The sequence below is a fragment of the Acinetobacter sp. YH12052 genome (assembly GCF_013419835.1).
GTDB lineage: Bacteria > Pseudomonadota > Gammaproteobacteria > Pseudomonadales > Moraxellaceae > Acinetobacter > Acinetobacter amyesii.
On sequence record NZ_VOZI01000034.1, the window covers coordinates 1 to 11,392 of the forward strand.

11 protein-coding genes are annotated in these 11,392 nt (G+C 40.6%); 7 read left to right on the forward strand and 4 right to left on the reverse strand.

Features of this window, described 5'->3' with window-relative positions; genetic code table 11:
* Window positions 1-258 precede the first annotated feature (258 nt).
* The 4 genes from FTU06_RS16065 (at window position 259) to FTU06_RS16080 (ending at window position 3,654) form a co-directional block, all read left to right on the forward strand.
* Window positions 259-810, forward strand: a complete 552-nt coding sequence (locus tag FTU06_RS16065; protein WP_180147569.1) for a DUF4256 domain-containing protein — start codon at window positions 259-261, stop codon at window positions 808-810.
* A gap of 407 nt (window positions 811-1,217) precedes the next feature.
* Window positions 1,218-2,567 carry an aromatic acid/H+ symport family MFS transporter gene (locus FTU06_RS16070; protein WP_180147571.1) on the forward strand — a complete coding sequence of 450 codons (1,350 nt, stop codon included), beginning with the start codon at window positions 1,218-1,220 and terminating at the stop codon, window positions 2,565-2,567.
* A gap of 150 nt (window positions 2,568-2,717) precedes the next feature.
* Complete coding sequence (locus tag FTU06_RS16075) at window positions 2,718-3,254, forward strand: hypothetical protein (protein ID WP_180147573.1); 537 nt, start codon at window positions 2,718-2,720, stop codon at window positions 3,252-3,254.
* 88 nt (window positions 3,255-3,342) lie between these two features.
* A complete protein-coding gene (locus FTU06_RS16080) occupies window positions 3,343-3,654 on the forward strand; it encodes an ankyrin repeat domain-containing protein (protein ID WP_180147575.1) in 312 nt (103 codons plus the stop codon).
* A gap of 68 nt (window positions 3,655-3,722) precedes the next feature.
* Here FTU06_RS16080 and FTU06_RS16085 read toward each other — a convergent pair whose 3' ends face one another.
* On the reverse strand, window positions 3,723-4,316 hold the full coding sequence (locus tag FTU06_RS16085; RefSeq protein WP_180147577.1) for a type 1 glutamine amidotransferase domain-containing protein: 594 nt from the start codon (window positions 4,314-4,316) through the stop codon (window positions 3,723-3,725).
* A gap of 443 nt (window positions 4,317-4,759) precedes the next feature.
* Here FTU06_RS16085 and FTU06_RS16090 point away from each other — a divergent pair, with 443 nt between their 5' ends.
* Complete coding sequence (locus tag FTU06_RS16090; protein ID WP_180147579.1) at window positions 4,760-5,935, forward strand: PQQ-dependent sugar dehydrogenase; 1,176 nt, start codon at window positions 4,760-4,762, stop codon at window positions 5,933-5,935.
* A gap of 72 nt (window positions 5,936-6,007) precedes the next feature.
* Here the strand turns inward: FTU06_RS16090 and FTU06_RS16095 are convergent, their stop codons facing one another.
* The gene (locus FTU06_RS16095) at window positions 6,008-7,048 is read right to left on the reverse strand and encodes a TauD/TfdA family dioxygenase (protein ID WP_180147581.1); all 1,041 of its coding nucleotides are present in this window, start codon (window positions 7,046-7,048) and stop codon (window positions 6,008-6,010) included.
* 280 nt (window positions 7,049-7,328) lie between these two features.
* Window positions 7,329-7,856, reverse strand: a complete 528-nt coding sequence (locus FTU06_RS16100; protein WP_180051166.1) for a hypothetical protein — start codon at window positions 7,854-7,856, stop codon at window positions 7,329-7,331.
* Window positions 7,857-8,240: 384 nt separating this feature from the next.
* On the opposite strand from FTU06_RS16100, the gene FTU06_RS16105 reads away from it, so the two are divergent.
* Together FTU06_RS16105 and FTU06_RS16110 are read left to right on the forward strand one after the other, a co-directional pair.
* Window positions 8,241-8,636: a tautomerase family protein gene (locus tag FTU06_RS16105; RefSeq protein ID WP_180147583.1), complete on the forward strand. Its 396-nt coding sequence runs from the start codon at window positions 8,241-8,243 to the stop codon at window positions 8,634-8,636.
* Between the two features lie 490 nt (window positions 8,637-9,126).
* Window positions 9,127-10,416, forward strand: coding sequence for a glutamate carboxypeptidase (locus FTU06_RS16110; RefSeq protein ID WP_180147585.1), 1,290 nt, complete (start codon window positions 9,127-9,129; stop codon window positions 10,414-10,416).
* 325 nt (window positions 10,417-10,741) lie between these two features.
* Here the strand turns inward: FTU06_RS16110 and FTU06_RS16115 are convergent, their stop codons facing one another.
* A complete protein-coding gene (locus FTU06_RS16115) occupies window positions 10,742-11,269 on the reverse strand; it encodes an NAD(P)H-dependent oxidoreductase (RefSeq protein WP_180147587.1) in 528 nt (175 codons plus the stop codon).
* Between the last annotated feature and the right edge of the window lie 123 nt (window positions 11,270-11,392).

The window sequence follows — 11,392 nt, forward strand, 5'->3', positions numbered from 1 at the left end:
GTGTGGGGTTACCCATGTGAGAGTAAGTCATCGCCAGCTCATTATTCGAAACACCCCCTGCACTAGTCAGGGGGTGTTTTTTTATGCGTGATGAAAAGGGAAGAAAAAAATAATAAGAAAAGCAGAAAGACAAACTGGGAAATGATAGATATTTAAAAATAATACGGCTAAACAGCGCTAAAAATTTACATCAAGGTGAGTCTATATTCTTTATAGTGAAGTTCAGTCTCCAATGTATAAAAACAATAGGATGTGCAAATGCTCCAAGATCTCAATGAAGTCTCTATTTTAGAGATATTGCAGCAACGCTTTGAGGCAAATATGCAGCGTCATCCAGAATTACTTTGGGATGATGTTAAAAAACAATTGATTGCACAGCCCTCAAAACTAAAAACTGTAATCGAAATGGAAAAAACAGGGGGTGAGCCAGATATTGTGAGGCTGAATCGGCAATCTCATGACCTGATATTTTATGATTGCAGCTTAGAGTCGCCAAAGCCTAGACGACGCTTATGTTATGACCGTAATGCCTTGGAGAATCGGAAGGATCATCCTCCCAAAAATAACGTAATAGACATGGTTCGAGACATCGGTGCTCAGCTGCTTACAGAAGAGGACTATCGAGCGATACAGCAAGTTTTTCATTTCGATTTAAATACTTCGAGCTGGATCGTGACGCCAGCAGATATTCGGCAAAAGGGTGGGGCACTGTTTTGTGACCGACGTTATGATCATGTATTTAGCTACCATAATGGCGCACAGTCATATTATGCGTCTCGTGGATTTCGCTGTAAGCTGGTGATTGCTTAATCTCAGCGCTATCAAGGTATTTAAAACGATCTAGAGTGTTCAAACGAACTTTTCTAAAGATATATTTTCGTTTGTTTTTTAGACATTTAAAATTTTTCTAAACTAAAGATAGAAATAAATGATGGTGTGTCGTTCTGAAGTTGAATGAAAGAATAGAAGAATTAGACCTAAAAACAAGGACATTATTATTTAAAAAAAGAAGTTAAATAATCATATATTGATAATGTTTAATAATTAAACTAAAGCATGAAAAATAACACAATTAACATGTACTTATAAGAGACTAGATTTATTAAACATACGTCTAATATCCCTAGAAAACACTGTTCCGTATATTCCGTGGCTGTTGAATTTTACTTAAAAATTCAATGAATGTTATGGACAAGTACTCATGGGAGATGAGAACGATGACAACGGAAAAAATAGACATAAATTCTGTAGTCGATAAGGCTAAATTTACCCCGTTCCACTTCAATGTAGTGGCTTGGTGCTTATTGATTATTTTATTTGATGGCTACGATTTAGCGATTAATGGCGTGGTTTTACCATTATTGATGCAAGACTGGGGCTTAAGTGCAATGCAAGCGGGGATGCTTGCTAGTACTGCGCTCGCAGGCATGATGTTTGGTGCCATGTTCTTTGGTTCTTTAGCAGATAAGATTGGCCGTAAAAAAGTCATCATGATCTGTATCGTTTTATTTAGTGGTTTGACCTTTGCTGGTGGTTTTGCGTCGAATCCAACAGAATTTGGTATTTTGCGTTTCTTGGCTGGTTTAGGGATTGGCGGTGTAATGCCTAACCTTGTGGCTTTAACGTCGGAATACGCGCCGCAGAAGATGCGTAGCACACTAGTAACGACGATGTTTAGTGGTTATGCAGTCGGTGGTGTGATGGCGGCACTTTTAGGTTCATGGTTCACCCCTGACTTTGGTTGGCAAATCATGTTCTTTATTGCAGGTATTCCACTTTTCCTTTTACCAGTGATTTGGAGATTTTTACCAGAATCTTTGGCATTTATGGTGAAAGAAAACAAACAGGAAAAAGCCCGCAGTATCGTGAAGCGCTTAGCACCTGAAGTGAAAGTAACCGAAAATACAGTGTTCACTTTACCGCAGGAAAGCGTGCCTGAAGCTGCTAACGTGGTGAGTTTGTTCCGCCGTGGTCGTGCCGTAAATACATTGCTGTTTTGGGTGGCGTTCTTTACGTGCCTATTGACCATGTATGCGCTAAGCAGCTGGTTACCAAAACTGATGATGGCAGCCGGTTATTCTATGGATAACAGCTTAATGTTCATGATGGTCATGAACGTGGGCGCAGTTGTGGGTATTGTTGGCGGTGGTATTTTGGCTGACCGTTTCCATTTAAAACCTGTGCTGATGGTTTTGGGTATGATGGGCGCGATTGTGATGAGCTTGATGGGCTTCCAATCGAATCAGTTCTTGCTATACATCTTGGTGTTCTTGGCAGGTGCTGCGTCTATTGGTTCGCAAATGCTGCTGTACAGCTATGTGGCGCAGTATTACCCACTTGCTGTACGTTCGACAGGTATTGGTTGGTCTTCTGCCATTGGTCGTATGGGTGCGATTGTAGGGCCGATTCTGATTGGTGGTTTGCTTGGTATGAACTTACCTGCGCATTTCAACTTTATGGCGGTGGGTTTACCTGTACTGATTACTGCGATCGCGGTTGCATTGATCATGCATGAAAACGACAGTGATAAAATTGATGTTAAAGAGGCAACTACAGCCAAAGCTTAAGTTGTTATTCTTTAAAAAGAAAAGCCTCCGAAAGGGGGCTTTCTTTTGTAGATATAGGAATTTTTTTTCTCTAACAACTTAATATTTAGAAAACTTAGTTATATATTTAGTACTAATTTCTTAATTAAAATCAGAGATTTGGTATTTTTAATGGAAGCAGAGGAATTAGAAAGTTTATTAAATGAAGATAAAGAAAATTTAAAAAATTTTATAAAACGTCTATTTGAAGATAATCCTAATATGTATTTATCCGATTTCTATATGTTAGGTGCAGTAAAACGTAGTTATGGAAATATTAATGGACTCAGTACGCTTATTCATTCTAGAAATATGAATGCTACTCGTTGTTTACTTAGAGTCCATTTGGATACGGTCTTACGGTTTCAAGCATTCTGGTATGTAGAAAATATAGATCAGTTTGTCCAAAAAATATTGCAAGGAGAGAGTGTAAGCAAATTCAAAGATAAATTAGGTAATAACTTAACGGATAGCTATCTTGCTGATATTTTGTCTAAAAACCATCCTTGGGCAAAAATGTATATAAAAATTTGTGTAGTTATATCCATTTTTCAGATGCACATATTTGGGATGGAATTGATCCAAAAAATTTTAATAATGGAAAGTTCACTTTTCAAATCACGGAGCAAGATACAAAGTATCCTGAATGGAGTTGGAATGAAATTTTAGAATGTACACATAATATTAATATAATTTTTCAAAATCATTTGGAAAGCTATTTATTATCTCGAAATAATCTTTTAAAAGGTGAGCATAAGTGAAACTCAATTCCATCTCCCCAATCCCTGAAGACGATGAAGAGCTGCATCTACCTGAACTGGTGTACTGGTCATCTTTAGGTGAACTTGCAGAAGTCGAAAAATCTTTAGCGAATGGCACAGACGTAAACACTGCCGATGAAGAAGGCTATAGTGCACTGCATGCAGCATCGGAAAACGGCTATTTAGACGTCGTGAAGCTGTTGGTAGAGAAAGGTGCAAATGTACAGCATAAGACCCAATACACAGCATTAGAGCTTGCAGAAATGGCAGGCAATGATGATGTGGTAGCTTACTTAAAAAATTTGTAAGCCATATATTTTATGAATCAACATTATAAAATACCCGCATGCAATATGCGGGTATTTTCATTTTAGTATTATTGTTGTTGTTGTTGTTGTTGTTGTTGTTGTTGTTGTTGTTGTTGTTGTTGTTGCTCAAGCTCCTGCTGAATCGCTTGATTAAACGCAGGCAAGTCATCTGGACAACGAGAAGTAATAAGCACCCAACCACCCGTATTACAGCGGTGCACCTGCTCATCGACCCAATGTGCACCCGCATTTTCCAAATCCAAACGAATACTTTTATAAGACGTCAGAGTTTTATCACGAATTCGTTCAGCATTAATGAGCGCCCAAGGACCATGACAAATTGCAGCAATAGGTTTTTGATGGTCAGCAAAGTTTTGAATAAGTCGCAGTGCATCTTCATCGATCCGTAGATGATCTGCATTGACAGTTCCGCCCGGAATTACTAACACGTCATAGTCTTCAGCATTTACGCTGCTCAATTGGGCATTGGGTTGGACTTCAGCTTCGACCTTTTTGTCTGCTTTTACTGTCTGGACAACCGCATGTTTAATAGCGGCATGAATGGCTTCAATTCCCTTTTCATTTAAATAATTTAATGGTTGGATCAGCTCGTCATGTTCAACACCGACATTTGAAGTTATCACTAAAGCTTTTAAAGTCATGATTGACTCCTTGCAATGAGGATTGTCTACCACGCTAACAAGCTGACGGATTTGGGTATGTAATAATTTCGCAGGAAACTGTAAGAAGTTTTGACAGAGATGTTATGCGAAAGTTCTAGATTAGAGCGAACTTTTAAAAATCAGCTAGAAAAAGAAAACCCCAACATCCTGTTGGGGTTTTCTTCGTATTTCGTATTTTAGATACAACTCCATGTCATATCTCACGTCCTGATGCAGAAACTTATTGTTATTGTTTTATGTTTCGGAAACTTCCTGTCTCCTGATAACTGTAGATTAGGCCTGTTTGAATAAATTGAATAGCAGCAATTTTCTGCATGCCATGTAAGCCAAAACGTACAAAATTATTCTGTTACCTTTCCAAAGAAAAATCATCTGATTAATTGATTAGAATCAAATGATTATAAAAGGGAAGGGAACAGTAAATGAAACAATGTATACAATATTTTCGAACGCCTAGCCTCATCGTCGGCATCTTGATGACAGCCGCATGCTATGCAGAAAACACTGCATCTACAGCACAAGATCAAACACCAAGCCAAACTCAAAATTCGGCACAAATCCAGCAAGAACAGCGCTTTAAAATACAAAAAATCGCTCAATTTAATGAACCTTGGGCCATCCAGCCGCTTACAGACGGACGTTTATTGCTGACTGAAAGAAAAGGTCAGCTGATCATCTTTAATCCGCAAAACCAGCAGAAAATACAGGTGAAAAACCTTCCCAAAGTTGCCTATGGCGGACAAGGCGGCTTAGGTGATATTGCACTTGATCCGCAGTTTGAAAAAAATCATCAAATATACCTGAGCTATGCAGAAGCAGGACAGGGCGGTTATGGCGCTGTCATCGAAAAAGCCACATTAAACCTCAATGAAGCTGCGCCAAGTTTAAAACAGCGAATAATCATTTGGAGGCAAATTCCAAAAGTAGAAGGTCAAGGCCATTATTCACACCGTATGCAATTTGGAACAGATGGAAAATTATGGGTGAGTTCGGGCGAACGTCAGAAGTTTGATCCTGCACAAGATTTGCAGTCAAATTTGGGTAAAGTGCTGCGCTTAAATAGTGATGGAACGCCTGCTGCAGATAATCCATTTCAGACCCAAGGCGAAGTTGCCAAGCAAGTCTGGAGCTTCGGGCACCGTAATCCTTTAGGCATGGCATTTGATGCAAAACAGCAGCTTTGGGTGGCCGAAATGGGACCGAAAGGCGGCGATGAGTTAAATCTTGTGCAGCGTGGGAAAAACTATGGCTATCCGCATGTGTCGAATGGCGATCATTATGATGATCAGCCGATTCCTGATCATCATACGCGACCTGAATTTGAAGCGCCTGCCATCAGCTGGACACTGGTGATTTCACCGTCGAGTTTGATGTTTTACCAAGGGCAAAAGTTCCCCTTGTGGAAAAATAAAGCGCTGATTGGTGGTTTGTCGTCTCAAGCAATCGTGATTGTGGATACAACACATCAACCGGCAACAGAAATCCAGCGCATCGACATGAAACAGCGGGTCCGTGGCTTGATTGAAGCCAAAGATGGCGCCATTTGGGGGATTGAGGACGGTGAAAAAGCATGGTTATTCAAAATTGAGCCAAAATAGCGGCTAAAAAATAAAAAAAAGCCCCTACGGGGCTTCTCACAGACAGGCCTGCACGAATTTTAAATCCGTCAGCTAAGCCGCATAGTGCTCATCGGCATTAAATGCATTGGCTTGAATTTGAATTAATTTACGATTTCCTTGTTCTCCATTCATTCGCCAATGCGCAATTTTAATATTATCGACAATAGCAACATCACCCTTTTGCCACTGCAAAAGCAGTGCATCTTTATACATCGCATCAAAAAATTGCTGCTTTTCCGCATCGCTCCATTCAATTTGTTGACCTTCTGGCGTGTAAATTTCCCAAGTCAGCTGCATGCCGTCCGCCGTCGAATCAATTTCAATGTCCCCGCGATTTTCAAAGCAATTTTTGGCCGCCTGATGGGCAAATGGATTGGTATTATTGGCAAAAGCCCACGGCTGAATCACATGCTTTTTTGTATCGGGGTGATGAATCACCAGTGGCGAACGCTGTAAAGTCAGTTTGGCTTTTTTATCTTGTCGAATCTCTAAACTAAACGGGCTCTTTTTCAGCAATAACCGGTCAAATAGCCCTACCTCGCGCGCTGAGACATAAGAAAAATGGTTCCATGCACCGAGATATTTTTCCTGTAGATGTTTCGGAAAACGCTCCCAAATCTGCTCTAAGTTATTAAATCCTGTTTCTGCCAAATACGTCGAAGGTTCCTGACAAAATAAGGCGATATAACGCGAGCGTTCTGAGCGTACTCCGCCTTCAACATGCGGGCCTTGTACCGAGTTTTCGACTGGACCCAATTGCACTGTGTTGCGGTCTATATAACGACGGTAGTCGCCAGCACCGAGCAAGTTCTCGCTGTATTTTCGCATCCAAGATGCAACCCAGCTGGGCATATTGGGGTTAAAAGCATTCCATGGGGTAAACTGAAAATATTGTTCAATCAGTTGGTTAAATTGTTCGGGTTGCTCGATGTTAAAACCACGAAACAGTAAGATGCCATTTTCATGGATTTGTTGTAAAAGCTCTTGTCGATGCGCGCCAATATATTGTGCAAGATCTTGTGGGCTATTGTGTTCTGGAGCGGCATGAAAAATGCGGGTAAAACTATTCAGTTGTTGCTGTTGCAATTGCATAGGTCATTCTCTAATTTTTTAATTCAATTTTTATTGTTGTCGCCTAATCCCTAAGCGCTGACAGTTCGAGCTGCTGAACTCGCAGCCGTTATTCTGTCTAAATTCTCTGCCGATTATAAGTACAGTTTTACTGTTGCGATGTAAGTATTGTTGATAAATTGCGATTTTTCGACGAATAGAGTGCGATCTCTGAATGAATGACGACATGAAAAAAGCCCTCGACATCCTATTGCAAAATCAATAAGTATTTGGACACCCATTCTTTTTTAAGTTGGACACTTTAATAAACGTATTCATTAATTTTGCAGTGTTCCTCAGTTGGTAATGTGAATACCATGCCACTCACCAACGAGCTAATACGATTACTTTCAGCCTTACGTTGCTTGGTATTCACCGACAGGGCATAAATGATCATTGTGTCCCGATACATTTTTTCAGGCTCAACTTTATAGTCAATTTCCGCAGCACAAACCATTTTTCTACTAACTTCGTGTGACGCTCTACGATAGACCTCACGATCATCACTAGCCAAAGTCAGCTTTCTTCGTAATTCTTGTGCATACTGCATATATACGCTAACAAATTCAGGGTTATTCCCATATTTGAGCTTTATGTATCCCTCAATATCATCACGCACACCATTACTATTTGCATCAATCCCACCAATGTTTTTTGTTTTATCTTCATTTTTTAGGAATTTTGATGTTCTCACTTCTTTTAGTGAATTCTGAATACTTAGATTAAGAAGCGAGGAACAGGCCATCAAAAGTATACTTAAGCAACTCAGTGCAATAACCGCTTTTTTCATAGGAATCATTTTACTTTTTTCGTTTAAATTTCGTTTTAGATGCAAAGAGTGTCTGAAAATAAGAGTGTCCAATTAAAAGAAGAATCTGTGTCCAGTACGATATACTATCAAGTGTCCAATTGGGCAAGAATATGCATCCTATCGAGGGCTTTTTAGATTCATTCTAAAGATATGACTCCTGTCATACCGATCAGCGTTCCTGCTGCATGTGCATTATTTATTTTTATTGCAAGACATCCTGTCTCTGTATGTTCTTACTATAGGCGCGTTGCTGTTGAGGCCATAGGCGTAAATACTGCAAGCGCTGTAGGTAAATGCCTACAGCAGAACGTCGCTAAATCCTGCTAGTGTAGTGATCTAAATAACAACAATGAGTTTTCGCGCATGCCTGCAACACAAATCGATATACGGATGCAATACAGCATAGAACAAGAACAACAGCTGATGAATGCTGTCTTTGACGCCTTACAACAGAGTTTTCAACTACCTTCATATGACCGCAATATGCGTTTGAAAGTGCATGCGCCACATCGGTTTCAGGTGTTTGATCATTTGACGCAGCCTGAGCGCTTTACACATATCACCATCGATTGCTTTGCGGGACGAACCGTAGCAACCAAGCGTAAGTTATATCAAATGTTGGTGCATAATTTGGTGGAATTTGGCATTCCAGCCGACCATATCATCATAACATTACGTGAAAGCCCTCTAGAAAATTGGGGGATACGAGGTGGTCAAGCCGCCTGTGATGTCGAGTTAGGTTTTCAGGTGGATGTTTAGTCTGTGCAAATACATGGAATGTTGCTTTCACATCGCCTAAACGAAAAAAGCCCCGACATCCTGTCGAGGCTTTTTCGGATTCATTCTAGCGGTATAACTCCTGTCCTACCGTTAAGCTTCCTGCTCATTGTCTTATCATTGTTGTTTTATGTTCAGTGACATCCTGTCGCTGTATGACCTTAATTTAAAAGTAATCCAATAACGTGAATAGTGTCTATTATCCGCATCTAATGTAAGCCAAAACGTACAACACTTAAATTTTCATTCTGACCGTTTCTTCAAGGCATTGCATAGTAACTAGGCTCTCGATCGTTAGATCTATGTATCCATATTGATCTAAACCGCTTTTAAAACAGCAGGAAGCTGGTTTTGATGTGATTATAATCTTCATCAGCGGTGTTACATATTTTTGCGATTAATTGGTTGAATGGTGAACTAATTTATCAGACATTAAAAATTCATAATGAAAAATAAACAGGGAATAAGATCGATGCTAAGAACACTTACACAACAACGGACGACATCAAAACTTCAGCTCGCATTAGGCTGCGTCATTGCGCTTAGTGCTTCAGCAAGTTGGGCAGCATCTCCACAAGAGATTAAGAAAATTGCAGAAAGTCAAAAGCAAAGTTATTTAGAAACCTTGAAAACCTTGGTCAATATTGAATCTGGCAGTAAAGATATTGAGGGTTTGAATCAAATTGCCAAGGTGGTCGCAGAGCAATTAAAAGCCACAGGGGCTGAGGTGAACGTGATTCAGCCCAAAGACATCATGAAACTCGATGGTGCGCCAGATCAGACAGGGCCGATTGTAAAAGCGGTACTAAAAGGCAAAGGTCAAACGAACATTATGTTGTTGGCGCATAACGATACGGTGTATCAAAAGGGCCAATTACAAGGTCAACCGTTTCGCATAGACGGTAATAAAGCCTATGGCTTGGGTATTTTGGATGACAAGCAAGGTGTTGCTGCAGTGATTCATGTTTTGGATATGCTGAAACAGCTGAAGTACCAAGATTACGGCACCATTACGGTATTAATTAATTCAGATGAAGAAATCAGTTCACCCGGCTCGCGCCAATTGATTATGGATACGGCTCAAAATCAGGATGTTGTCCTCTCCTTTGAAACCGGTGGTTTAGAGGGAAGCTTGATGTTAGCCACCAGTGGGATTGGTGCGGCTTATTTAGATATTAAGGGGCGGGGTTCGCATGCGGGGGTAAAACCTGAAGCAGGGGTCAATGCCTTGACAGAACTGGCTTTTCAGATTCAACAACTGGAAAATCTATCCAATTCGAAAACGGGTTTAAAGCTGAATTGGACTGTTGCGACGGCTGGAAAAACCCGAAATGTGATTCCTGACCATGCGACAGCGCAGGCAGATGCTCGTTCCTTAAAACCACAAGATTTTGCTGAGTTGGAAAAAACTTTGAAGCAAAAAGTCAAAACCAAAAAATTGGCGGAAAGTCAGGTCGAGGTCAAATTTGAAGTCCGTCGACCACCTTTAGAAGCCAGTCCACAAGCCAAAAAATTGGCCGCGACAGCCCAGCAGATTTACACAAACGAATTAAAGCTGCCGATGAAAGTTGAAACGACCGCTTGGGGTGGTGGTACCGATGCCGCTTTTGCTGGGGTTAGTTCGAAAGCCGCGATCATTGAAGGAATCGGCATGTCTGGAGATGGATTACATTCAGATAAAGCAGAATATATTTTGACGGATTCTATCGTACCGCGTTTGTACTTGGTGACGCGTTTAATTGTGGAAAGCTCTAAAAAGTAATCGCATCCGATTGGGTGAGATGTAATGAGCCATTGCCCTGAGTTTGGTTATGGCTCATGTTAGAGCTACACTTGTGCAGCATTTGAAATGAAAAAAGCCCCGACATCCTGTCGAGGCTTTTTCAGATTCATTCTAGCGGTATAACTCCTGTCCTACCGTAAGCTTCCTGCTTAGTCTTATCATTGTTGTTTTATGTTCAGTGAGGTCCTGTCTCTGTATGTTTTAACTTTATCGTGGATGATGCATGGCGTATAGCTGCCATCTGCCGAAAATAATGTAAGCCTGAACCTACAAAAGGCGGCATTTATCACGCGAACGGCAATAATTAAGCACTCACATATTGCAGTAATTTTTTGAAAATCGCTTTAACCGCTTTGTTATCAAATTCATTCGGTTCGAATTTATCTGCTTGATTACGCGTGAAAATGTCACGAATTTCAACCACAGCATTACTGTCGATTAAGCCCAATTGGGTTGCCACTTGGCGAATTTGATCAATTGAACGTGAACCATTGGTGCCACCATAGCTAACGTATGCCGCAGGTTTTCCGCCCCATTCTTTACCGAGGTAATCCAACGCATTTTTGAGTGCAGGGCTGTAGCCGTGGTTGTATTCAGGGCTAATGAAAATAAATGCGTCGCCTTGCGCGATTTTATCTGCCCATGCTTGCTGCTTGGGTTGGTCATAAATGCCTGTTAAAGGCGGATGTGCGCCTGCAAAAATTGGCAGATCCCATTCTTTTAAATCGACAATTTCAGTTTCTACGGTACTGTAGTCATAGCTTTCGATTTCTGAAAGTAGCCAGTTGGCAATTTTAATTGCCGTGCGACCTTCGCGGACACTGCCGACAATAGATCTCTTTCATAAATCAAAAAACGATCTTCTTTTTGGTTAATATTTGCACTCCGGATTTCTTAGCATTCGTGCATAATCTGCGGATGAAATACATCGATTCAAACAAGCTTTCTGATCCTC

What these genes read in the sequence shown, in the direction of transcription:
- FTU06_RS16065 (WP_180147569.1), top strand. Translation starts at nt 259, where the DNA reads ATGCTCCAAGATCTCAATGAAGTCTCTATTTTAGAGATATTGCAGCAA.
- FTU06_RS16070 (WP_180147571.1), top strand. Translation starts at nt 1,218, where the DNA reads ATGACAACGGAAAAAATAGACATAAATTCTGTAGTCGATAAGGCTAAA.
- FTU06_RS16075 (WP_180147573.1), top strand. Translation starts at nt 2,718, where the DNA reads ATGGAAGCAGAGGAATTAGAAAGTTTATTAAATGAAGATAAAGAAAAT.
- FTU06_RS16085 (WP_180147577.1), bottom strand. Translation starts at nt 4,316, where the DNA reads ATGACTTTAAAAGCTTTAGTGATAACTTCAAATGTCGGTGTTGAACAT.
- FTU06_RS16090 (WP_180147579.1), top strand. Translation starts at nt 4,760, where the DNA reads ATGAAACAATGTATACAATATTTTCGAACGCCTAGCCTCATCGTCGGC.
- FTU06_RS16095 (WP_180147581.1), bottom strand. Translation starts at nt 7,048, where the DNA reads ATGCAATTGCAACAGCAACAACTGAATAGTTTTACCCGCATTTTTCAT.
- FTU06_RS16100 (WP_180051166.1), bottom strand. Translation starts at nt 7,856, where the DNA reads ATGAAAAAAGCGGTTATTGCACTGAGTTGCTTAAGTATACTTTTGATG.
- FTU06_RS16105 (WP_180147583.1), top strand. Translation starts at nt 8,241, where the DNA reads ATGCCTGCAACACAAATCGATATACGGATGCAATACAGCATAGAACAA.
- FTU06_RS16110 (WP_180147585.1), top strand. Translation starts at nt 9,127, where the DNA reads ATGCTAAGAACACTTACACAACAACGGACGACATCAAAACTTCAGCTC.